The organism is Vibrio hippocampi, assembly GCF_921292975.1.
In the GTDB taxonomy this organism is placed as follows: domain Bacteria; phylum Pseudomonadota; class Gammaproteobacteria; order Enterobacterales; family Vibrionaceae; genus Vibrio; species Vibrio hippocampi.
Genome location: NZ_CAKLCM010000003.1, coordinates 438492 through 460786 on the forward strand (window position 1 = coordinate 438492; position 22295 = coordinate 460786).

The following is a 22295-nucleotide window of genomic DNA, read 5'->3' on the forward strand; positions in this document are numbered from 1 at the left end:
CTTCCTTGTGATGTTTAATCTGTTTTTCTGATGACATCGCCCATGGCGTTGATCAAGCTGTCTATTTCATGTTGTTGGGTAATAAATGGCAGGCCGAGTTGAATCGTGTCGCCTCCATAGCGAACGTAAAAGCCTTGTTGCCAAAGCTGAGTGGCGATTTCGACCGGTCGAATTGCGCCATCGCCATCACGAGGTGCAATAGTTAGACCCGCGGCAAAACCGAAATTACGAATATCTAGGATATGTTCGATTCCTTTAAGCTGGTGAATCGCCTGTTCGAATTTTGGTGCCATTTCTGCTACCTGGGGAATAAGTTGTTCTTTTTCCAATAAGTCTAAAGTGGCTAAGGCGCAGGCACAGGCGACGGGGTGACCGGAATAGGTATAGCCGTGCGGCAATTCGATATTATGGTTTGCACCGCCTGCTTGCATAAACAGGTCGTGGATCTCCTGTTTGGCGAGAACGGCTCCCATAGGAATAGCGCCATTGGTGAGCTGTTTGGCGACACAAATCATATCTGGCGTAACACCAAAAGCTTGAGCGCCAAAGTAGCGACCCGCTCGACCAAAGCCAGTGATCACCTCATCAAAGATAAGTAAAATATCATGTTGATCACAGATGGCTCGCAGTCGTTGCAAGTAACCTTCAGGGGGCACAATAACGCCCGCGGAACCAGAAAAAGGTTCAACAATGACGGCAGCAATATTGGACGCGTCGTGTAGGGTGATTAACTCAAGCAGTTCATCGGCCATTTCTGCGCCTGTTGGTGCCATACCTGGCGTAAACGTCATATCGGGTTGCAGGGTATGAGACAGATGATCGGCGTCGATCGCAGGACCCCATAACTTGCGATTTCCTCCGATGCCACCCCAACTGATCGCTCCCCAACTGGCGCCGTGATAGCCTTTGCTGCGCCCGATAATGCGGGTTTTCGTTCCTTGTCCTTTCTGACGCCAGTATGCTCGGGCAATCTTGGTCGCTGTGTCACTGGCTTCCGAACCTGAGTTGACAAAAAATACGCGATTAATGTCATCCGGAGCCAATTCAGCGACTCTCTCGGCTAACTCAAACACCTTTGGGTGCCCGTATTGAAACGCGGGGGCGTAATCGAGTTGACGTAATTGCTGTTCAACCGCGCTCGCCAGTTCCGGACGGTTGTGCCCAGCGCCGCAAGTCCAAAGACCGGACAGACCGTCGAAGATTTTTCGACCTTGGTCATCAATGTAATACGCGCCTTCTGCTCCGGTAATAATTCGTGGGTCTGCTTTGAACTGGCGGTTGGCCGTATAAGGCATCCAGTAGGCGTCCATCGCCATTTGTTTGTGCTGCATATCCATATGATCAGCGTCTCCTGAGATTGTAAAACCAGCTTTTATGAATAAAAAACCATCATTACGTTTTACTTTAAGCAGTGAATTTGGTTTGATAAATAACAAATAATCGAAGTAAACATGGAGTTTTATGAAACAATGAAAGCATTATTAGGCCAGCTATCTGACCTCGATATTCGTTTACTTCGCGTGTTTATGGCGGTGGTGGACAGTGGTGGATTAAGCGCAGCAGAGATGGAATTGAATATCGGTCGCTCTACGATCAGCCGCCATTTGAAAGACCTAGAGCAACGTCTGGGGCTAGTACTTTGTCACCGCGGACGGGCGGGTTTTTCCTTAACCGGAGAGGGGCAGCATATTTACGAATCCGCTCAGCGCTTGTTAGTCTCGATTGATGATTTTCGTCATGAGGTCAATGACTTACACAGCAGTTTGAAAGGGCATTTAGTGATAGCGATGTTTGATACCACGGTCAGTAACGATCACTGCCGCGTGGATCAAGCCATTGCGGAATATGTGGCAAAGGCACCAGAAGTCGCGATTGATATTCATGTGGTTCCCGTCAATGAGATTGAGAAAGGCGTATTGGAAGGGCGCTATCATGTCGGTATTATTCCCCCCCATCGACGCTCTGCCAGTTTGGAATACCTGCCGCTGTTTGGGGAAACGATGTTTCTCTACTGTGGCAAAGGACATCCCCTTTACGATGCTGTGCGAAACGACGCTGTTCAAAACAATTCAGTTCGAACCAGTACAGTTAAAAATAAAACAGCTCAAAACAAAACAGTACCACCCGTTAGCGATAGCAAGGTGATGGCACAAAAGTATGTTGGCTTGAGTTTCAACAGCCCAAATATGGAGACGGGACGAACACTCGGGTTAATAAAAAGTGCGTCGGCGAGTAATCAAGAAGGCATCACCACTTTGATTAAGTCTGGTCAATATATCGGATTTCTCCCCGATCATTTTGCCGATATCATGGTGGCAAAAGGTCAACTGGCTAAAATACCCAATGACAAATTTACTTATTACTGTGAATTTACGGCGATTCATCGCAAATCACCGAAACCGACGCGTATTGTGACCGAGTTTTTAGATGCTTTGCAGCGAACTCGAGCAAAATAGCGATTAATAACATAGCAATTAATAACAAGATAACTACCAAGAACAACCAAGAACAACCAAGAACAACCAAGAACAACCAAGAACAACCAAGAACAAAATTAGAACCAATAAAACGGCCAACGCCAAGGAATTATGCATGAGCAAAACGGCTCTCAAAACAGCGTCAAATGTCAAAAAACTGACCAAGCAAGCATCGGCGCGTATTGCCATGGAAGCCAATATCATTCGCGGCTCAGAAGTCGTGTTCGCCGAGTTTGGCTACAAGGGCGCAACCATGGATCGCATTGCCAATCAGTGCGGAATTTCAAAGCAGAATTTGCTGTACTATTTTCCCTCTAAAGAGAAGTTGTACCATACCGTGCTGCAAAATATTGTTGATATATGGCTCGAAAGAATGGTGTTTGCTCAACAAAACGATGCCACACCGGAACAGGTTATTGAATCGTATATCCGAGGCAAACTACAACTGTCACATGACTTTCCTAATGCTTCCAAGGTGTTTGCATTGGAGATTATTTCTGGCGCTCCAGTGATTCGAGATTACCTTAAGCGTCACCTTAAGCCTTTGTTTGAGCGCGATGTCCAGTTAGTGCGAAGCTGGGTAGAGGCTGGGCATTTGCGCGATATCGAACCGGAACATCTGTTTATTTCTATCTGGGCAATGACGCAAACCTATGCGGATTTTGCGGCGCAAATTGAATTGCTTTTGGATAAAAAGCAGCTGGATAACAAAGATTTTGAACAGGCTGCCACCTTTTTAACTCAGATGGTGATTCGTGGCGTCACTGCCCCAAACTGATGCAGTTGATATTTTTTTCGGGTGAATTTGGGCGCAATTTGCTTGCGGATTCACCCGATAATGTTCTGCCGTGACTGAGCGGCGTTTGATTATCGTTTGAGTTTACTCCCTCGCTTTTTCTATCAGGCTTTTCCTCTCTTTTTGTAGGGTGAAAATTAGCCACTATTTGAGGTTTTTTTGTTCGTCAATGACGGAAAAAACTCCCCAAAATGGGCGGCAATTGCACCAATAAAAACATGCGTTTATTTCTTTACCATTTGGTCAAAAACATGCTAATCATAATTATACCATTTGGTCAAAACTTGCATGATGGCTCATGGATTGAGTCCGTTTATACAAGTCATCGGAGAGGAAATTATGCTGAGCATGGATGCCGAATTAGCGCTAAACAGTGATGACTCGCAGCAGTCGTTGAGTGCCCTTTGTCAGAGAGCCCGTGAAGTCCGTGATGCCCACTGGGGGCGTCAGGTGACCTATTCGCGTAAAGTGTTTATTCCCTTGACCAATATGTGTCGTGATACTTGTGGGTACTGCACTTTTGTTAAAACCCCAGATTCGGGTGAAGCAAGATTGATGACCCCTGATCAGGTGTTGCATACGGTGCTACAAGGCCAAAATATGGGCTGCAAAGAGGCGTTGTTTAGCCTAGGCGAGCAACCGGAAAAACGCCATAAACTGGCGCGTGAGTTGTTGGCTGAGCAAGGACATACCAGCACGGTTGACTACCTAAGAGATATGGCGGAATTGGTGTTGCAGCACAGCTTGCTGACACCGCACATCAATGCTGGCGCGTTATCCTATCAAGAGTTGCAAATTCTTAAGCCTGTCGCGGGTTCAATGGGCATGATGCTGGAAAGTCTTAGTCCGGCACTGACCAAAAAAGGTGGCGCGCATTATGGTTGCCCCGATAAGACGCCGCAACGCCGCCTAGAAACATTACAAGCCGCAGGTGAACTGGGCATCCCGTTTACCACCGGACTGCTTATCGGCATTGGTGAGTCTTGGCATGAGCGGTTAGCTAGCCTGATTGAGATTGAGCGTCTGCATCAAAAGTACGGTCATATCCAAGAGGTCATCATTCAAAATTTCCGTGCCAAAGCGGGCACCGCGATGAGTGATCACCCTGAGCCAAGCAAGCAGGACATGCTGCGTACCTTAGCAGCGGCTCGAATTATTTTATCCCCTGATATCAGCCTACAGGCTCCACCCAATCTAGAGCAGGATTACCACGACTATTTGGCGGCGGGCATCAATGACTGGGGGGGAATTTCGCCCCTAACCAAAGACTTTATTAATCCCGAGCGCGCGTGGCCACAGATCGCTCGCTTAGCCGAAAAATGTCACAGCGCAGGGTATGCATTGAAGGAACGTTTAACGGTCTACCCCAATTATCAAGTCAACAATCAAGCCAGTGCGAGTCTTGCTGAGAGCAGAATTTGTTCGCAGGCTTCCGTTGATGGTTTAGCCAAGCTTCAAGCCCACGCTGTTTAGTATAAGGAGAGACATTATGATGTCATGGAATGACAAATCGCAACACACTGACCTCAAGTTGAGCCGACTACGCCCGACGATCAGAGACACTTTGAAGCAATCTCTCGATGGCAAAGCGATCTCCGCTAAACAGGCGGGCGAGCTTTTTACGGCTCAAGGCGCAGAGTATCAATCACTGCTCAATGTCGCCGATCAAGTTCGACAAAATCTCTGCGGCGATACGGGCAGCTTTGTTATTACGCGCAATATCAACTTTACCAATGTCTGCTACATGGGCTGTAAATTTTGTAATTTTGCTAAACCGATTAAGGATGCTGAGGCGGAATTTCTGTCTCTGACCGAAATCGCTGATAGAGCGCAACAGGCTTGGGATAGAGGCGCGACCGAAGTCTGTATTCAGGGGGGCTTGCACCCGAAAATGAGTGCGGATTTCTATCGCAATATCTTGCTGACAATAAAAGCGCGTTTGCCTCGACTGCATATTCACGCCTTTTCGCCCTTTGAAATTTGGTATGGCGCACGTCGAGCCAAGATGTCTCATCGAGAATTTTTGCAGGACTTGAAACAGTGTGGTCTGGATTCGATGCCCGGTACGGCGGCGGAAATATTGGATGTTGAAATCCGTCAACAACTGACCAAAAACAAGCTTAGTACCGAGCAATGGGTGAGTATTGTCAAAGCCGCCCATGACGTTGGCATTAGAACCACATCGACCATCATGTATGGTCATATCGACCAACCTCACCATTGGGCGAATCACCTAGAGCTGTTAAGGAATATCCAGAAAGAGACGGGCGGCTTTACCGAGTTTGTACCGCTCGGCTTTGTTCACTACAAGACCAAACTGTATCAAGAAAATCCCACCGAGGTGCGACCCGGTCCAACGCGCGGCGAGCACTTTAAAATGCATGCAGTAGCGCGTCTGATGTTGCAAGGACAAATCAACAATATTCAAGCGTCATGGGTCAAGATGGGCTCAGATGTGGCGTCACAGATGTTACGTTCCGGCGCTAATGATCTGGGGGGCACATTGATGAATGAGAGTATCTCACGTGCAGCAGGTGGCGAGCATGGTCAGGAGTTACAACCTGAAGATATGGTGCAGTTTATCCACAATGCGGGTCTTGATGCGGTTCAGCGCTCGACCTTCTATCGCCCCTTGAAACAGTATCGATTGGCGACACAAAACGCCAGTTCGCTCATTCTTCCTTCGCAAGAGATCGCTCGCTTTGGAGCGGCGCTATGAGTTCGCTCAAAGTGACTCTGTTAGCCGGAGGCGTGGGCGGCGCAAAAGCGGCTGAGGGGCTGGCAAAAGGCGGTTATGGCAATGGGTTGTCGGTTATCGGCAATATTGCTGATGACCAGAGCTTTCATGGTCTTTGGGTTTCACCGGACATCGACACCTTGGTTTATACCTTAGCCGAGCGCATTGACCGGACTCAAGGATGGGGATTAGCCAACGACACGCAACAGGTTTTAACCGGTTTGAATAGATTGGGTGTCGAGACTTGGATGCAGTTGGGCGATATGGATTTTGCGACTCATATTTATCGCACCGAGAAGCGAGCGCAAGGGGTTCGACCTCAGGTGATCGCTCAGCATATCGCTAAGGTAAATGGCGTTCAGGCGTCGATTGTGCTGCCAACCGATGATGTGGTACAGACGCAGTTGCAGTGCAATGGCAGTTGGTATGACTTTCAGGACTATTTTGTTCGGTTACGCTGCCAGCCGAAGGTGGAAAAAATGGATTATCGCTTTAGTCAGCAAGCACAAGCCACACCTGAAGCGATTGCAGCACTAACCGCCGCAGATCTTGTGGTGATCGCACCGAGTAACCCTTTATTGAGTATTGGCGCCATCTTATCGGTAGAGGCGATCCGCACGCAACTGAGTCAACTATCAGTGCCGATTGTTGCGGTATCGCCTTTAATTGCCGGCAAGGCGATTAAAGGTCCGGCGATTCAGCTGATGAGCGATCTCGGTTTGCGACCGGATGTGTTGGGGATCGCGCAATATTATCAAGATGTTATTGATGTCTTGTATATCGACAATGCCGACGCCGCGTATGCGGATCAGATAGAGGCGTTGGGTATTAAGGTGTTGATGGGAAATATTTACATGGACGATGAAACAAGCAAAGTCGAAGTGATGACCAAGGTGGTGGATGATTCACTGAGCCTAGGCGTGAAGAGGGCGATGTGATGCAACAGACATTGAATATTGTGATTCCAATGAAGGCACCGATTCGCGCTAAGCAGCGTCTTATGGACGTTCTGAGCGTCACGCAACGTAGGCAACTCGCCGTCAACTTATATCGTGAAACGTTGAGCTTCTTTGCTCGTCATTATCCGGACATTCACTGTTTGGTGGTGACGGACAGCCGAGAAATCGCCAATATCGCGGCACACTATGGAGCCAGTGCGTTGCTAGAAAATCAATCAACGGGGCTAAATGCTGCTATTGAGTCGGCAACCGAGTGGAGTATCGCGGCTGGATATCAATGTCAGATGGTGGTGCCAGCGGATATTGCAACGTTGGATTGCGATGAATTTGATGCCTTATTTCACGCACTCAAGAGCGGGCATCAAGTGGTGATAGCCCGAGCGAAAGATTCCGGTACCAATGCACTGCTTACCTCGCCCCCTGATGCGATCGACTTCCAATATGGTCGCCAGTCTGCGTTAGCGCATGCGCAACAGGCTCATGCCAATCAACTTACCGTTGAGGTTCTCGATTTGCCAGAGCTGAGTCAAGACATTGATCTGCCGGAAGATCTGTTCAGGTCTTATCCTGCCTACCAACAGAGGGAGTGTTGTTATGAGTGAAGTCGCCGTGAAGCCATTTACCAACAAGCTGTCCACCTTGCAGCAATCTACCTTGGAACAGCCCACCTTGAAGCAATCCACCTTGAGGTCATCTACCTTGGAAGCATCTACCGTGAAACAGTCCACCTTGCAACCGTCCGCCGTGAAGCAATCTGAGCCCCAACAGGTCAGTGATTCAATGCACATGTTCACCCTACAGGGATTACCGGACTTTTATCCTGGCATGGATTTGGGCGCTCATATGATTGATACGCTCAACAAGCAAGGGGTTCAGTTACAACAAGGCGATATTCTGGTCGTCGCCCATAAGGTGGTCTCTAAATGTGAGGGTGCCGTGGTGGATATTGAGCAGATGACAGCGAGCCAACAGGCCATCGAACTCGCGCAAACCGTCAACAAAGACCCACGAAAAGTGCAGGTGATACTCGATCAATCGACACGTATTGTGCGCAGCATTAAAAGACCTGAACAACAAGAAGGGGTGCTGATAGCCGAACATAAGTTGGGCTTCATCTGCGCCAATGCGGCGGTCGATGAGTCCAACACGGATCAACAGGGACAGCTGATCACTCTCCCAGAGAACCCTGATCGCAGTGCAGTGGCGTTATGTCAGCAGTTGGAAGCGTATTTCGATTGCCAACTCGGCGTGGTGGTCAGTGATACCTTTGGTCGTCCTTGGCGTTTGGGTCAAACCAATGTCGCGATAGGACTCGCCAAGGTGCCTGCGGTGCAGGAAATGTTTGGAGAGGGCGATGCATGGGGGCGAACTTTAAAAGTCACGGCTCCGGCGTTTGCGGATGAATTAGCGGCCGCTTCGGGGCTGCTTATGGGCAAAAGTGGTAAATGCCCTGTGATTATTTTTCGTGGCTTGAACTGGCAAGCAACCGCCAGTTCAGCCCAACAAATATTAAGACCGATCAAGGAGGATCTATTCCGATGATAGAGAGTGAAAAGGTAGCAATTTTAGGAGGCACTGGACCTCAAGGGCGAGGGCTGGCGTTGAGGTTTGCTGCTGCGGGCGTACCGGTTGTCATCGGCTCTCGACAAAGAGAACGCGCGGTGGAATGTGCGATGGAAATGAACATGAGCCTACCGGAAGGGAGCGCCATGATTGAAGGGATGGACAATATCGCCGCCACACAGACAGCAGCAAAGATGGTGATTCTGTCGGTGCCTTATTCGGCTCATGACGCGACGTTAGAGAGCATCAAGGCAGAATTAACAGACAAAATCCTGATTGATATTGTTGTGCCATTAGCGCCTAAAAACCCTAAGGCAGTCGTAATGCCAGCGGAAGGGTCGGTGACGGAGGCGGCTCAGGCCATGTTAGGGGAAGCGATCCCGGTAGTGGGTGCGTTGCATAACGTGTCAGCGGTAACACTGAATAATGTTGATCAGCCGATCAATTGTGATGTGCTGGTGTGCGGTAACAATCTACAAGCTAAGAAAACGGTCATGGAATTGATTGAGAAATTAGGGGTGAAGGCCTACAACGCCGGGCTTGCTGAAAGCGCCCGCTGTATCGAAGCCCTGACCCCAATATTGATTAGGCTAAATATCTCCAAAGAGGTGCCGTTTAGCCATGCGGGTGTCACTATCGCGCCCCCTGTTCATTAATCACTTTAAAAAGGAAAATTGAGATGGAATTTGCGATTACGTTTAAGGGCTTTGTAAGCCCTAACCGAGCGAGAAACTTGGTACGACAAGCAGAAGAGGCCGGCTTTACCCATTGCTGGTTCTATGATTCACATATCTTGTGGCGCGAGTCATTTGTTGCCATGGCGATGTGTATGGAACACACGACAAAGATGCGCTTTGGTCCATGTGTGACCAACCCGAATATTCGTGATTGGTCTCTCGCCGCCAGTCTGTATGCGAGTCTGGCATTGCAGAGTGACGGACGATTCGATATCGGTCTTGGTCGTGGCGATTCGTCAATGCGAGTGATGGGTAAGAAGCCCGCGCCGCTAGCGCGTGTCGCCGAGTTTACGCAAAAAGTGAAAACCATGGTAAAAGGCGATGAGCCAGTCAGCTATGGTGAGTGTGAGTCGGAAGTGCAGTTCCCTTGGGCGGCTGGTTATGATCTGCCAGTGTGGATTGCGGCGTATGGACCCAAAGCGCTTGCCACCGCGGGAGAATATGGCGATGGTCTGATTTTACAGATAGCCGACCCAAGCTTAGTGAAGTGGTTTGCCGACCAAGCGTTGCAAGCGGGCGAACAAGCGGGCAAAGATATGAGTGACTTTAAGATACAAGCCGCGGCTCCAGCCTATTTTGGCGATAAACAAGAGTGCTTAGACAAAACACGTTGGTTCCCTGCTATGGTGGGCAACCATGTCGCCGATATCGTGGAGAAATATGGTTCAGACTCCGGTTTGGTCCCGACGAGTTTGACTGACTATATCGAAAAGCGTAAAGGCTATGACTACTCCAAACATGGGCAGAGTGATAACCCTTATCTAGAATTTATTTCAGATGAAATTATTGAAAGCTTCTCGGTATTAGGCAGCCCGGATGATCATATTGCCAAAATAAAGCAACTTGAAGAAGCGGGTGTTACCCAGTTTAATATCTATCTAGATAACGGCGATGAGGAAAATATTATCGCTAAGTATGGTGAGCATATTATTCCCGAGTTTAATAAGTAGTGAGTGTGGTTGTTTTTAGTGAGTGTGATTGTTTTTTATGAACCCCTCCGCCCCTAAAGGTTTTTGCATCTCGTAGCCCCGATTTTATCGGGGCTTTTCCGTCTATAGGAGTGAACTTTTAGTCAGTTTACTTATCGGTCTTAAACTAGTGTTTTTGGTGCTGAGCATGAGTTGCCTTGTTGAGGACGAAGCATTTAGCAAAGTACCAGTGACACAATGATCAAAAAGGTCGTTTCGATCTCAAGTTTTTCTGCAACCTATGTATCAAAGAATCATTCTCAGTAATTAGACACAGTGTTCAGACTAATGTGATTACTATTTGACTAGTTTGTCGATAAACGAGTTGAAAGGGATCGGATGATTATGGAACGAACAAAGGTGATAGGGATTGGTTTCCACAAAACGGGAACGACAACCTTGGGAACATGCATGGAGATGCTAGGTTACAACCATATCTCATATAACAGAGAAGCGTTTTTGCTTTATTACGACAATGAAATTGATGCCATGATAAAGCTGATGTCTCATTTTGATTCATTTGAAGACTGGCCGTGGCCTTTTATCTACAAAGAGGCATACAAAGCCTTTCCTGACGCTAAATTTGTTTTAACAACGCGTAAAGATGAGGAAACTTGGTTTCGAAGCTTATCAAAACATGTGCAGCGTGGTGATGGTGACGGGTTTAAGTTCAGGGAGTATATCTACGGATACGAGAACCCTGATGATAACAAGCCATTACACATCAATAAGTATCTAGAACATAACGCTAATGTCCGAGAATTTTTTAAAGATAAGCCGGGGTCGTTATTAGAGGTCTGTTGGGAGAATGGCGATGGTTGGCCAGAGCTAGGTGCATTCTTAGATCTGGATATTGACGGTCTCGAATTTCCCCATTCTAACCAAGGCAGCAAACGCAACGGACTGTCTCAACGCGTAAAGAAAGCGACGAAAACCTTGATTGGAATCTAATTAGCCCGTTGTCGATAAGCAGAGGCTTCACATGATATGTGAAGCCTCTTTCTATGTCATCAACAGGCTATGATTCAACAGACTTTGTGATTCAGCAGCACACACCGATACTAAGTGACATAGTTGCTCTTCCTTTTTATTAACAGTAAGGTAACAAGCCAGTTAACAAAAGGAATGTTGCCATGTCTGCTCACACTGAGAACAGCGCCAGTAACGACAGCTTTAACAACGATAGCATTAATAACGATAGTATTAATAACAACAGCGCCAGTGACTCAAACCCAATCACCGTCTCTTTTGATAACAGTTACTACCGAGAGTTGCCAGAGTTCTATCACGCGCAACAAGCGGCTTATGTGCCTTCTCCAAGCTTGATTAAGTTTAATCATGAGCTTGCTCAACAATTGCAGATTGATCTCCAAGGTGCGAGTGAAGCGCAGATTGCCCAAGCGTTTTCTGGTAATCACTTATTGGCAGGTGCGCAGCCTTTGGCTCAAGCTTATGCTGGTCATCAATTTGGTCATTACAATCCACAGCTCGGTGATGGCCGCGCGTTACTTTTGGGCGAGACACTGGATGTTTCGGGTCAACGGTATGATATTCAATTAAAAGGTTCGGGAACCACGCCTTTTTCACGACGCGGTGATGGTAAAGCAGCATTGGGTCCGGTTTTGCGTGAGTATCTGTTCTCTGAAGCGATGTTTGCGTTAAACGTACCGACAACCAGAGCCTTATCGGCGGTACTGTCCGGCGAGTCTGTGTGGAGAGAGCAAGCGAAGCCGGGCGCGATTTTAACCCGAGTCGCCTCCAGCCACATTCGCGTCGGGACATTCCAATTCTTTGCTTATAACGATCAGCCGGAAAAGGTGAAGCAACTGGCTGACTATGTTATTGCCCGCCATTTTCCAGACGCGACACAATCAAGCTCGCCTTATTTAACGTTGCTCAAGCGGGTGTGCGAGCAGCAAGCAAAATTGGTATCGCAATGGCAGTTGATCGGTTTTGTCCATGGAGTGATGAACACAGACAATACTGCAATTTGTGGAGAGACGATTGATTACGGACCTTGTGCTTTTATGGATCGTTATGATCCGGCGACCGTGTTTAGCTCGATAGATTCTGAGGGTCGCTATGCTTATGGTAATCAACCGTCAATTGCGCAGTGGAACTTGGCTCGATTTGCTGAGACGATATTGACTCTGATTTCCGAAGATGAACAGCAAGCGGTCGAACTGGCAACACAAACCTTGCATGACTTTATGCAGCAGTATCACGACCTGTGGCTCACCGGCATGTTGGCAAAACTAGGGATCACCAACCAACAAGAAGGTGATCGCCAACTGATAGAGCAACTGTTAACGCTACTTAAAGATCATAAGGTGGATTACACCCAACTGTTTCGCTCTCTCTCTTCGTCATTGTCTGACGATCAGACCGTAACTCAAGCGCTGTTTAATGACTCTCAAGGATGGGCGCATTGGCGCATTAAATGGCAGAAGCGTTTGGAGCATAACCCTATGTCGGTTGATGCAAGAGCAACCTTAATGAACCAACATAATCCTATCTATATTCCACGCAATCATATCGTCGAGCAAGTGATCGCCGCCGCTGAACAACAGCAGGATTTTGAACCCTTTGAACAATTACTTAAAGTGCTACAACAGCCCTTTGTGCAACAGTCGGGATGTGAGGAGTTTGCACAACCCGCGCCAGAGGAGTTTGGACCTTTCCGTACATTTTGTGGCACCTAGACAATCGCCAACAGCGATTACTGAAGTAGGGGACAGATTGAGGGGATAACTGCAAGCACGTCGATGACAATGTGAATGAGGGCTGCATATGAGGACGGCTGAATATGAGGACAGTCCTTTTTTATCCCGTGACTCAATGTATCACCTATGTCAATTCTGCTATATTTAACAACAAGATAATCACCACTAAATGGTTGAGGTTGTTCATGCCAATCGTTGACGTGGTATCAATGGTAGGCGAAGTGGTTGTGAGTTAGGTTTTGATACACGACAGTATTATATGGAGATAAGATGTATAAGCTTCCATGTTGGCGGTTAGCGGTTATGGCTGTGCTGGGCTTGGTTTCTGTGACCGCTTTAGCGCAGGAGACGATTGTTGTGCAAGACAAGGCGATCACTCAATGCGATGCGTCGGATTCGTTGGCTTCGATTGAGCCGAATCAGCCACTGGTGCTGATTGTTCATGGCTGCTTTGCTTCAGCCCAGCAGTTTAAAGCGCTCGCGGGTGTCTATGAGCATTTAGGGGTGCAGACCGCGTGTTTTGAGTACGATGACCGACGCGGGTTGGATGCCGTTGCTAATGAACTGGTTCAATCCATTAACCGCCTTAGCCCCATTCTCGATGAGCAGCGATTAACCGTTATTGCTCATAGCCAAGGGGGGTTGATCGCCCGCAAAGCACATGCACAGGTTGCGGATCGCGCGGAAAATATCGACCATAACAATATTGAACTGGTCACCATTTCTTCTCCCTTTAACGGCATTGAAGCGTCCTCGCATTGTGGTATCGGTTGGCTACGTGTTGCGTCACTTGGGATTGTCGACGGCATTTGTTATTTGGTCACGGGCGCGAAGTATTTGGATATTCCACCGCAAGCGGACTTTATTAATCAACCCGAGCCATTGATCACGCAGTTACAGCGTCATTTACTGATCAAAACCGATGAAACAGAGACATGTCGTACTCGAAATAGCCAAGGGCAATGTGTGAAAGATGACTATGTTTTTTCGCTGCAAGAGCAAACCCAGAGCAAGGTTGACGACAGCCAAGTTAGCACGCCTTTGGTTGTTCATGCTGGACATGCAGAAATTGTCGGTAGTGAGAGTGTAGTACCGTGGAAGTTGATTGAGGTATTACAACAACAGAAGGTGATGCCGGAACCCAAAGAGGGCGAACGTGCAACGTTTACTTCAATGGTCGAGGCGATTTATCTTAACTATCCCTTAGGCTAATGTTAACTCGTGTTAATTCGGGACAGGCATATCAAGAAATAAGGACAGTCTTATCAAAAAAGCAGATCTGACAACAACGTCAAACTAACCTTCCTAGGCGTTAAGGTATGGTGTTTATGAGCAAGGTTGAAACGCTAACCGTCGAAAATGAAGGAAATTGAGGGAAACGCCAAAATACCAGCCACGCGAAAACTCAGCTTTCGTTGCTGATGCCAGTTAGACGGTTTATCAATGACGTTACGTTATCCAAGCGAGTAGCCACACATCCGCTGCCGTTGCATCTTTGCTATCGCTGATGGGAAGCTGGCTTTGCTGCCGACTAAGGTTGCCCGCTGTCTTTCTAGTTGGGTACACACTTTGAACCACTCTTGCTGAGTCAGGTTTAGCCTTTCCAAAAGTGGCGGTAACTCGCTATTAATGCTCGCTCTTCCTTGCCTAAATTCTCGTCCAGTCCAGTCGACTAGTTCAAGATAATCCATCAGTCTGAAAGGGATCCCAGCGAACGTTTCATGGGTTGAGTGTCCAATAAATGGGTGAAGACACGGAGCGGTGGGTTGCCCACGATTTAGAGCCTTGAGGCGATCTTGAACTGAAGTATAGTCTGATGTTGCTGGCTTTTTAGCGATCCCAGATCGAACAGGATTCAAGTCGGTATAAGCCATAGCGGCAAGCAGCGCTTTTTCATCTAATAGCGCCTGACTTTTGTAGCGACTTTCCCAGAAGTGTCCTGTGCAGTCCTCCTCTCGGTTCGCCTTCATCGCAATGTCAAAATTCAGCTCGCGCATAAACCAGCTAAGGCTGTATAAGCGCTCTCGCCATTGCTCCACGATTTCATGAGCTGCGTTTAACTCGGCAACACTTTTGATCTGGTTTGAAAGCAAACGCTGTATTAGCAAAGGTTTTGTATGAAGCTGACTCCATCGCTCAATCACATCAAAATCCGACAATGCTTCTGCCTGTTGTTGATTGATATGTACCACCACATGATAGTGATTGCTCATCACTGCATAAGCACAGATGTCGATGCAGAAAACTTGGCTTAGTTGTTTGATTCTGGACTGTATCCAGCCCCGTCGATGCTCATAACTTGTTTGTGATTGTTCATCATAACCGCACAGAAATGTACGGCGAACACAGCGGGAGACGCAATGATAGTAAGGCGTGGCGTCTAAACAAACTTGCTGACTTCTGGCTTGGGTCATGATGGGCTCCGGCGGTGGAATTTTCACCAATATAGCCTACCGCTTGATAGAAAGCTGAATCACAACAGAATTTTACGAGTGAGTTTGAAGTTTAATGAAATAGCTCATTAATTTTCATTATATTGGCTGTCCTTATAATAAATGGACTGTCCTTATAAAAATAATGAATGGTTTTAAATTGGCTGTCCTTATAAGGTTACTTATAAGGTTAAAACAATAAGGGCTCATCGAGAGCCCTTATTTTCGTCAGCGAATCTAGTCAGCGAGTTTCTTAAAGATGATCGAGGTATTAATACCACCGAAGGCAAAGTTGTTGCTCATTAGATAGTTAACTTCTAGCTCACGACCGCTGTCGGTGATGTAGTCAAGATCACCGCACTGTTGATCCAGTTGCGAGAGGTTGAGTGTTGGGTTGAACCAACCGGTATGCATCATCTCTAGACTTAGCCAAGCTTCAATCGCGCCACATGCGCCCAAAGTATGACCAAAGTAGCTTTTGAGAGAGCTAATCGGCACCTTGCCTAGCGCATTGGCTGTCGCGTTGCTCTCGGCAATATCGCCGCGCTCGGTGGCGGTGCCGTGAGCAGAAACGTAGTCGATTTGGCTTGGGGAGATGCCCGCCTGCTCAAGCGCCATTTCCATACAGATCTGCATGGTTTCCATCTGCGGTTGCGTCACATGAGCCGCATCGCAGTTGCTGGCAAAACCGATGATTTCCGCATAGATTTTAGCTCCGCGCGCTTTCGCGTGTTCATAATCCTCAAGAATCAAAGTGCCTGCGCCTTCACCAATCACCAGACCATCTCGATTTTGGTCGTAAGGACTGGGGGTTGATTTGGGGTTATCGTTCTTTAAGCTGGTCGCAAATAGGGTATCAAACACCGCTGACTCAGTCGGACACAACTCTTCCGCACCACCAGCAACCATCACGGTTTGATAGCCATGCTTGATCGCTTCATAAGCGTAGCCAATCGCTTGGCTGCCAGAAGTACAAGCGCTGCTGGTCGGAATAACACGACCTTTGAGACCAAAGAATAGCCCGACGTTAACCGCCGTCGTGTGCGGCATCATTTGCACATACGTGGTCGCGTTAATGGCACGGGTTGATTTCTCGTTAAGCATGACGCCAAAAGCACCGACCGCGTCTGTGCTGCCAGTCGATGAGCCATAAGCGATACCGCTGCGACCATTGGTGAGGATCTCATGCCCAATTAAGCCTGCGTTATGCAGCGCATCTTCGGTTGCCACGGTTGCGAGACGAGACACACGACCCATCCCACGTACTTGCTTACGTTTGTAATGCTTTGGTAATTCAAAGTGATCGACGGGGGCAGCAAGCTTGGTGTTTAAACCATCGTACTGCTCATAGCTTGGCATATATTGAACCGCGTTCTCGCAAGCGCGCAGTCTTGGCTCGACCGCTTGCCAGTCGTTACCAAAAGCGGTGACACCTGACATGCCTGTTACCACAACTCGACGGGTCATATTAGACCTCCATTCACTGAAATCACTTGGCGTGTCACATAGCCCGCAATATCGGACATCAGATAGCTGACTAAGCCCGCCACTTCTTCCGGCTCACCCATGCGGCGCAGAGGGACTTGTGGTAATGCGTACTCTTTGACGTGCTCATCCACCATGCCAGTATCAATCAGACCGGGTGCAACACAGTTGACGGTGATTTTGCGCTTCGCCAGTTCCAAGGCTAGAGACTTAGTGGCACCAATCACGCCAGCTTTTGCCGCGCTGTAGTTGGTTTGACCACGATTGCCCATCAGACCCGATACCGACGCCAGAGTGATAATGCGACCGCCTTTACGTTTTTGTACCATCGGCATCACACAAGGATGGAGAACATTGTAGAAACTGTCCAAGTTGGTGTGGATCACGCCGTCCCATTGTTCTTCGGTCATCGCAGGGAATGCCGTATCGCGTGTAATCCCCGCGTTGTTGACCACACCGTAGTAGGCACCATGTTCCGCAATATCCGCTTCGATGGTGTTGCGGCACTGTTCGCGATCACTGATATCGAACTGGATCAAGCGCCCTTGACCGCCGAATTGTTCGATCTGCTTAAGTGTGTCGGCAGCGCCTTGTTGATCGCCCATATAGTGGACGGCGATAGTAAAACCGTCTTTCGCCAGTTGGATAGCGATGGCTTTGCCGATGCCTTTACTCGCACCGGTCACCAAAACCTGTTGGGTCATTGTTGACTCCTGATTTTCATTTCTTGTAATTTTTTATCTGATGGTACATAAACATTCAATTGGCATGAGGCGATTTGCGTACCTTGCCAAATTATTTGACTGGTGAATACGGCCATGCCGTTATCTTCCATCATTTTTTCTGCATGGATATCGAGGATTTGTCCGTGGTGGAAAACGTCGCATTCGGAGGTATAACGACGTCCACCTAATAGAAAACCTATCGACGGCTCGCTCCCTTGTTGCAGCGAGTGGTAGCCCGACCAAGCGGCAACGGTTTGCGCCATAAATTCGATACCCACATAGGCAGGAATAGACTGAGTTTGATGATCAAAGAAAGGATTATGTTCTCCGATATCCACTTGGCAATGAATGGTGTCTGCCGTGATTTGCAACGCTCTATCAACCAAAATCATTGGTCGATTGTGCGGCACTAATTGTTCAATAGCGGGGTAATTACTCATGAACGTAACCAAAAATAAGAGTGATATTGTTGCCACCAAAAGCAAAAGAATTACTCATGATCGCTTTATTGCCTAAGTGTCGCTCTTGTTCAACTAGCGTTATCTCGATATCTGGCGCTTTTTGCTCGCAGTTTTGCTTAGGCAAAGGAAGTTGATAATTCAGAATATGCCAGGCGATAGCCGCTTCGGTAGCACTGGCTGCTCCGAGAGTATGACCGGTGAGCGGTTTAGTGGAACTCACTGGTACGCTATCACCGAATAGTCGATGGATCGCTTTGCTTTCCATACTGTCATTGAGATTGGTTGCCGTACCGTGGGCGTTGATGTAACCAATATCATCGGTGGTCAAATTAGCCGCCAGCAAGGCTTTTTGCATCGCTTGGTAAGCGCCGTTACCCTCTGGATGCGGTGCAGAAATATGATGCGCGTCGGAACTGTCACCAGCGCCGAGCAGAGCGATTTTGCGGGTTTCTTTGCTGAGCAGCATCAGCGAGGCCGCTTCACCAATATTGATACCGTTGCGATTCTGGTCAAACGGACGACAGAGTTGATTGGATAGCGCTTCTAATCCATTAAAGCCATTAAGTGTCAGGCGACACACAGAGTCGACGCCGCCAACAATGACCGCATCCGCCAGCCCAGAATTTAGTAAGCGTTGAGCGGTAAGAAATACACGTCCGCTGGACGAGCAGGCGGTTGAAATGGAGTAATTGATTCCGGTAAGACCGAGATACGCTGCAATAAAATCACTGCAATTGCCCAGTTCTTGTTTGCGATAGTCGAAATCCGCGGGAAACTCGCCAGTTTTCAGTTTTTCCTCGTAGGCTTGCTCTCCGGTTGAAATTCCCGAAGTGCTGGTGCCAATAACGACGGCGATCCGAGACGCACCAAAACGCGAAATAGCTTGTTGGAGTGGGGCTTCTATCTGTAACAGAGCCGCCAGCGCAAGTTGATTATTGCGAGAATCAAACGACAACAAATGACTTGGGATAACGGGCAATGTACGACTGACACGTCCGATCACGGTTGGTCGACCATTATTGAGGATAGCGTCATCCATCACCATGTTCGAGGGTTTGTTCGCCGTCAAGCACTGGTGAATCGATGCATGGTCTTCGCCCATTGCGGAAACAAATCCACAAGCGTGGATAAAAATAGGGAGTGAGGTTTGCGTTGTCATGCCGGTTATCGTATTAAATGTGTACTTATGTGGTGAGTGAAATAAGCTTAATTTTCGATTATCTGATAATTTAACGTATTAATTTCGATGGTGTAGCCTTGGCGGATATGTTGGAAACGAATATTTCCCGATAAGCGATCAATATTGGCATACTCAATCTCAATCAATTTATTGCCTTGTTGATCGGTAATAATACGACGTTTGTTATAATCTTCGATGCGCCACTCTACCTTATTTAAAGGCGCTTCCCAAGTAGAACTTGGCCATAGCGTGAGCATTAGGTTAAATAATACCTGCTCCGGTTGCGGCAGTACGCCACTTAATCCTGACATCACTTCCGTTTGCAACTGATCATCTTGATAGCTCAGGGATAACAGTCGAGTTCCCCAAGAGGAGAAGCCGGCCAACACTAAGCGATTGCCTTTAAGCTCCAAATAGACCGGAAGTTGTTCACTTTTGCTCTTGTCACCTTCATGCCATGTGGCGGTGATGAGTTGATTGGCGATCAGAGAATAGCCTAACGTCTGCGGTTGGGGCAGAGCCACCGAGACTCCGGGGCTAATCTCGACCTCTGGTGCAGACTGATTGGGTTGCGAACTGCATGCTATCAGCAGCGATAGCAACACAAGCAGCAGCGATGAATGTGCCATTTTTTTCAACATACTATTACTCCAACATATGGCTCCAACATATGACGCCAACCTATGACTCCAACCGTTTAGGTAAAATCGCCAACGGTGCCAGTAACCAAGCGAAGAAAATGCCACTCAATACGGTTAAGCCGAAACTGTGGATAGCGTGGGTATCACTGAGCGCCAACAAACCGAAAGAGAGCATAGTGGTGATAGCGGACAGAGTGACAGCAAGCAGTGTGCTATAGCTTTGTCGTTTTTCCGCAAAGAATAACGTGTAGTCCACGCCAATACCGACGATTAATATCAGCGCCAGCAAATTAAATAAATTGAGTGTTGAGCCAGTCAAGGCCGTGATGGCAATACTGGCGACACAGGCGATCACAGAGGGTAGCAGAATCATCAGCGCATGTTTTATTTTATAGCGCAGTGACAGCACGATAAGAATAACCCCCAGCGCAATGGCTAACAGCTCAAATATTTTGATTCGATACTCCGCAAATAAGCTCGACACTTCTTCAGCTTTATTCAAATAGAAAATATCGCTCTGTTGTTGAGCAAATTGTTTCATCACCGCGCTGTCGGTGAGATTATTTAATGTGATTGCCGCAGCGATACTGGACGGGTTTGAGTCGCTGTTTAGCTGGCCTAAATAGAGAAATTGTACCGGCTCAGAGACGGGAGAGGCGATAAAATCCGATAGTGTCATCGGGCTAAAGGTTTGCTCTAGCGTCGGTGCTTGGGTCAAATTAAGCGATGTCGCTAAACGCTCACCCTGCGTTTGATACAGTGACTGGATCAGTTGATAGTCTTGCAACTGAGTCTCTACCGATTTGATGTACTGCGTTAGCGACTGATAACCGCGGATCACACCTTGCGCTTGCCATTGGGTCAGTTGAGGCTGTAACGATTCCAGTTTGGTTAACAAGGTTTCATTGTCCGCTGCGGTTACCAGCAACATCTGTTGCGAGGCATCTTGACCGGTAATCTGCGCGATAAGCTGCTCTTGCTGTTTGATCGATTTTGGCAACGCTTGCAGCTGACGAATATCATCGTCATAGTGAGTTTGCGTTAACAATACCAGTCCAATCAATAGAACCGTGCCGGGAAGCACGACTCTCACACTCGGCTTTGACCAAAACTGAAACCAAGATTGCCACAACGTCGTCCCCAACGCTTGATGAGGCTTACTTGCGCGGCGAGCTAATACCGGATACCAACAGACAACCGTGGCGTAGGCGGCGATTAAGCCAACAGAAGAGAATACCGCTAGCTGCTGCAAACCCGGGAAAGGGGCGATCAGCATACCGAGATAGCCCACTAAACTGGTGAGCAGACCAAGAGTAATGGCAATAAAAATGTGCTTTAAGCCAGCTTCACTATTCCAAGATGTTCCGGCGGTTAAGCGTTCAGTCAAATAGTGGAAGGCGTAATCGATTGACACCCCAATCAGACTGGCACCAAACACTAAACTGAACAGATGAACCTTACCAAAAACGAGTATCGTCGCGGTCAGTGCCAGAAGTAGACCGACGCCAATGGACAGCAGAGCCAGCCATAACGGCGTGGCACTGCGGAACACGCTGAGGATCAACAAGATCACCCCAAGCAGAGAGACGACGCCAATGGTACTGATTTCGGATTTGGCGCTCTGCGTGCCGAAGTCAGCATAAAATACTACGCCAGTATGACTGACGCTGGCTTGAAATTGCTGTTGTAACTGCGTTTCTAGCTCAGAAATAAAAGCCACCGCTTCTGAGCCTTGGGTACTGTAAGGAGAGGGCGTTAGTTGCGCCATCACCATGATATAGGGTTGTTGGTTAAACTCGCGATAAAGGTAGTCATTTTTTAGCGTCAAACTTTGCGAGAGTTGATTCACTTGCCCCAAGTATTCACGAAATAATAAGAAAGGGTCGCTATTAAGTTCACTGCCAGTGACGCCAGAGAACGGATTGTAAACTTGCTGAATCACCGCGGTCACTTGTTGCTCAGGTGCTTGTTGTAAGCGAGTGCGTTGTGCTTCAGTCAGGTTTTGGAACCGATGTTGAAAATAGTAGCGGCTCCATTGAGCTTGTTTTTCTTGGTCTACCTTACCCGTTACGCCATGAAACCAAGCACTTTGACCCAGTTGAGCGGTGAATTGCTCCGCTGCTGAGAATAGCTGTTGTTCACTTGGGGCGGTGAGGGCAAACACGACCTTATTACTCAGATTGTCGGCCACGGATTGAAACGCTTGATCAACGATGGGATTTTGCTGACTTTTCGGCAATAGCTTGAGAATATCGGTTTCAATCGGCGTCACAGCGCCCATCCACTGTTTGATCAACAGAGCGATGCAAAGTAGCACCAAACCAAGCCAAGTATAGGCTCGAACCGTGATGGAAGGTAAAGGGAGTCGCTTCATCCTAGTCGTTATTCTCAACAGCTAATGGGGTGAGTAA

Annotated in this window: 20 protein-coding genes; 12 read left to right on the forward strand and 8 right to left on the reverse strand. The window is 47.9% G+C overall.

Features of this window, described 5'->3' with window-relative positions; all coding sequences use genetic code 11:
• Positions 1-14: 14 nt before the first annotated feature.
• On the reverse strand, positions 15-1337 hold the full coding sequence (gene aptA / locus L9Q39_RS15035) for an omega-aminotransferase AptA (RefSeq protein ID WP_237485916.1): 1323 nt from the start codon (positions 1335-1337) through the stop codon (positions 15-17).
• A 132-nt stretch (positions 1338-1469) separates the two neighbouring features.
• On the opposite strand from aptA, the gene L9Q39_RS15040 reads away from it, so the two are divergent.
• The 12 genes from L9Q39_RS15040 to L9Q39_RS15095 all read left to right on the forward strand — a co-directional run bounded on the left by L9Q39_RS15040 (position 1470) and on the right by L9Q39_RS15095 (position 14172).
• A complete protein-coding gene (locus tag L9Q39_RS15040) occupies positions 1470-2456 on the forward strand; it encodes a LysR family transcriptional regulator (RefSeq protein ID WP_237485917.1) in 987 nt (328 codons plus the stop codon).
• Positions 2457-2592: 136 nt separating this feature from the next.
• Positions 2593-3255 carry a TetR family transcriptional regulator C-terminal domain-containing protein gene (locus L9Q39_RS15045; RefSeq protein WP_237485918.1) on the forward strand — a complete coding sequence of 221 codons (663 nt, stop codon included), beginning with the start codon at positions 2593-2595 and terminating at the stop codon, positions 3253-3255.
• A gap of 357 nt (positions 3256-3612) precedes the next feature.
• Entirely contained in the window at positions 3613-4746 is a 1134-nt protein-coding gene (cofG, locus tag L9Q39_RS15050) for a 7,8-didemethyl-8-hydroxy-5-deazariboflavin synthase CofG (RefSeq protein ID WP_237485919.1), read from the forward strand.
• Positions 4747-4762: 16 nt separating this feature from the next.
• Positions 4763-5992: a 5-amino-6-(D-ribitylamino)uracil--L-tyrosine 4-hydroxyphenyl transferase CofH gene (gene cofH, locus L9Q39_RS15055; RefSeq protein WP_237485920.1), complete on the forward strand. Its 1230-nt coding sequence runs from the start codon at positions 4763-4765 to the stop codon at positions 5990-5992.
• Positions 5989-6948 carry a 2-phospho-L-lactate transferase CofD family protein gene (locus L9Q39_RS15060; RefSeq protein ID WP_237485921.1) on the forward strand — a complete coding sequence of 320 codons (960 nt, stop codon included), beginning with the start codon at positions 5989-5991 and terminating at the stop codon, positions 6946-6948. The genes cofH and L9Q39_RS15060 overlap by 4 nt, the downstream gene beginning before the upstream one ends.
• Complete coding sequence (gene cofC / locus L9Q39_RS15065; RefSeq protein ID WP_237485922.1) at positions 6948-7571, forward strand: 2-phospho-L-lactate guanylyltransferase; 624 nt, start codon at positions 6948-6950, stop codon at positions 7569-7571. Before L9Q39_RS15060 ends, cofC begins: the two co-directional genes overlap by 1 nt.
• The gene (cofE, locus tag L9Q39_RS15070; protein WP_237485923.1) at positions 7564-8511 is read left to right on the forward strand and encodes a coenzyme F420-0:L-glutamate ligase; all 948 of its coding nucleotides are present in this window, start codon (positions 7564-7566) and stop codon (positions 8509-8511) included. Before cofC ends, cofE begins: the two co-directional genes overlap by 8 nt.
• Positions 8508-9188, forward strand: coding sequence for an NADPH-dependent F420 reductase (gene npdG, locus L9Q39_RS15075; protein WP_237485924.1), 681 nt, complete (start codon positions 8508-8510; stop codon positions 9186-9188). Before cofE ends, npdG begins: the two co-directional genes overlap by 4 nt.
• Positions 9189-9211: 23 nt before the next feature.
• Positions 9212-10219 (forward strand): TIGR03842 family LLM class F420-dependent oxidoreductase, encoded by a 1008-nt coding sequence (locus L9Q39_RS15080; protein WP_237485925.1) that lies wholly within the window; start codon positions 9212-9214, stop codon positions 10217-10219.
• A gap of 363 nt (positions 10220-10582) precedes the next feature.
• Positions 10583-11188: a sulfotransferase family protein gene (locus tag L9Q39_RS15085; protein ID WP_237485926.1), complete on the forward strand. Its 606-nt coding sequence runs from the start codon at positions 10583-10585 to the stop codon at positions 11186-11188.
• Between the two features lie 182 nt (positions 11189-11370).
• A complete protein-coding gene (locus L9Q39_RS15090) occupies positions 11371-12939 on the forward strand; it encodes a protein adenylyltransferase SelO (RefSeq protein WP_237485927.1) in 1569 nt (522 codons plus the stop codon).
• A gap of 291 nt (positions 12940-13230) precedes the next feature.
• Positions 13231-14172 carry an esterase/lipase family protein gene (locus L9Q39_RS15095; protein WP_237485928.1) on the forward strand — a complete coding sequence of 314 codons (942 nt, stop codon included), beginning with the start codon at positions 13231-13233 and terminating at the stop codon, positions 14170-14172.
• A gap of 242 nt (positions 14173-14414) precedes the next feature.
• Here the strand turns inward: L9Q39_RS15095 and L9Q39_RS15100 are convergent, their stop codons facing one another.
• From L9Q39_RS15100 to L9Q39_RS15130, 7 genes are all read right to left on the reverse strand, one after another.
• The gene (locus tag L9Q39_RS15100) at positions 14415-15374 is read right to left on the reverse strand and encodes a transposase (protein ID WP_237485929.1); all 960 of its coding nucleotides are present in this window, start codon (positions 15372-15374) and stop codon (positions 14415-14417) included.
• A gap of 255 nt (positions 15375-15629) precedes the next feature.
• Positions 15630-16859 carry a beta-ketoacyl-ACP synthase gene (locus L9Q39_RS15105; RefSeq protein WP_237485930.1) on the reverse strand — a complete coding sequence of 410 codons (1230 nt, stop codon included), beginning with the start codon at positions 16857-16859 and terminating at the stop codon, positions 15630-15632.
• Positions 16856-17581: a 3-oxoacyl-ACP reductase FabG gene (gene fabG / locus L9Q39_RS15110; protein WP_237485931.1), complete on the reverse strand. Its 726-nt coding sequence runs from the start codon at positions 17579-17581 to the stop codon at positions 16856-16858. Before fabG ends, L9Q39_RS15105 begins: the two co-directional genes overlap by 4 nt.
• A complete protein-coding gene (locus tag L9Q39_RS15115; protein ID WP_237485932.1) occupies positions 17578-18042 on the reverse strand; it encodes a hotdog family protein in 465 nt (154 codons plus the stop codon). Before L9Q39_RS15115 ends, fabG begins: the two co-directional genes overlap by 4 nt.
• Positions 18035-19222, reverse strand: a complete 1188-nt coding sequence (locus tag L9Q39_RS15120) for a beta-ketoacyl-[acyl-carrier-protein] synthase family protein (RefSeq protein ID WP_237485933.1) — start codon at positions 19220-19222, stop codon at positions 18035-18037. Before L9Q39_RS15120 ends, L9Q39_RS15115 begins: the two co-directional genes overlap by 8 nt.
• 47 nt (positions 19223-19269) lie before the next feature.
• Positions 19270-19884 (reverse strand): DUF3261 domain-containing protein, encoded by a 615-nt coding sequence (locus tag L9Q39_RS15125; protein ID WP_237485934.1) that lies wholly within the window; start codon positions 19882-19884, stop codon positions 19270-19272.
• A 40-nt stretch (positions 19885-19924) separates the two neighbouring features.
• Entirely contained in the window at positions 19925-22258 is a 2334-nt protein-coding gene (locus tag L9Q39_RS15130; RefSeq protein WP_237485935.1) for an MMPL family transporter, read from the reverse strand.
• Between the last annotated feature and the right edge of the window lie 37 nt (positions 22259-22295).

Excerpts from the sequence above, each read along its gene's own strand:
- aptA (WP_237485916.1), bottom strand. The coding sequence starts at position 1,337 with ATGGATATGCAGCACAAACAAATGGCGATGGACGCCTACTGGATGCCT.
- L9Q39_RS15040 (WP_237485917.1), top strand. The coding sequence starts at position 1,470 with ATGAAAGCATTATTAGGCCAGCTATCTGACCTCGATATTCGTTTACTT.
- L9Q39_RS15045 (WP_237485918.1), top strand. The coding sequence starts at position 2,593 with ATGAGCAAAACGGCTCTCAAAACAGCGTCAAATGTCAAAAAACTGACC.
- cofG (WP_237485919.1), top strand. The coding sequence starts at position 3,613 with ATGCTGAGCATGGATGCCGAATTAGCGCTAAACAGTGATGACTCGCAG.
- cofH (WP_237485920.1), top strand. The coding sequence starts at position 4,763 with ATGATGTCATGGAATGACAAATCGCAACACACTGACCTCAAGTTGAGC.
- L9Q39_RS15060 (WP_237485921.1), top strand. The coding sequence starts at position 5,989 with ATGAGTTCGCTCAAAGTGACTCTGTTAGCCGGAGGCGTGGGCGGCGCA.
- cofC (WP_237485922.1), top strand. The coding sequence starts at position 6,948 with ATGCAACAGACATTGAATATTGTGATTCCAATGAAGGCACCGATTCGC.
- cofE (WP_237485923.1), top strand. The coding sequence starts at position 7,564 with ATGAGTGAAGTCGCCGTGAAGCCATTTACCAACAAGCTGTCCACCTTG.
- npdG (WP_237485924.1), top strand. The coding sequence starts at position 8,508 with ATGATAGAGAGTGAAAAGGTAGCAATTTTAGGAGGCACTGGACCTCAA.
- L9Q39_RS15080 (WP_237485925.1), top strand. The coding sequence starts at position 9,212 with ATGGAATTTGCGATTACGTTTAAGGGCTTTGTAAGCCCTAACCGAGCG.
- L9Q39_RS15085 (WP_237485926.1), top strand. The coding sequence starts at position 10,583 with ATGGAACGAACAAAGGTGATAGGGATTGGTTTCCACAAAACGGGAACG.
- L9Q39_RS15090 (WP_237485927.1), top strand. The coding sequence starts at position 11,371 with ATGTCTGCTCACACTGAGAACAGCGCCAGTAACGACAGCTTTAACAAC.
- L9Q39_RS15095 (WP_237485928.1), top strand. The coding sequence starts at position 13,231 with ATGTATAAGCTTCCATGTTGGCGGTTAGCGGTTATGGCTGTGCTGGGC.
- L9Q39_RS15100 (WP_237485929.1), bottom strand. The coding sequence starts at position 15,374 with ATGACCCAAGCCAGAAGTCAGCAAGTTTGTTTAGACGCCACGCCTTAC.
- L9Q39_RS15105 (WP_237485930.1), bottom strand. The coding sequence starts at position 16,859 with ATGACCCGTCGAGTTGTGGTAACAGGCATGTCAGGTGTCACCGCTTTT.
- fabG (WP_237485931.1), bottom strand. The coding sequence starts at position 17,581 with ATGACCCAACAGGTTTTGGTGACCGGTGCGAGTAAAGGCATCGGCAAA.
- L9Q39_RS15115 (WP_237485932.1), bottom strand. The coding sequence starts at position 18,042 with ATGAGTAATTACCCCGCTATTGAACAATTAGTGCCGCACAATCGACCA.
- L9Q39_RS15120 (WP_237485933.1), bottom strand. The coding sequence starts at position 19,222 with ATGACAACGCAAACCTCACTCCCTATTTTTATCCACGCTTGTGGATTT.
- L9Q39_RS15125 (WP_237485934.1), bottom strand. The coding sequence starts at position 19,884 with ATGTTGAAAAAAATGGCACATTCATCGCTGCTGCTTGTGTTGCTATCG.
- L9Q39_RS15130 (WP_237485935.1), bottom strand. The coding sequence starts at position 22,258 with ATGAAGCGACTCCCTTTACCTTCCATCACGGTTCGAGCCTATACTTGG.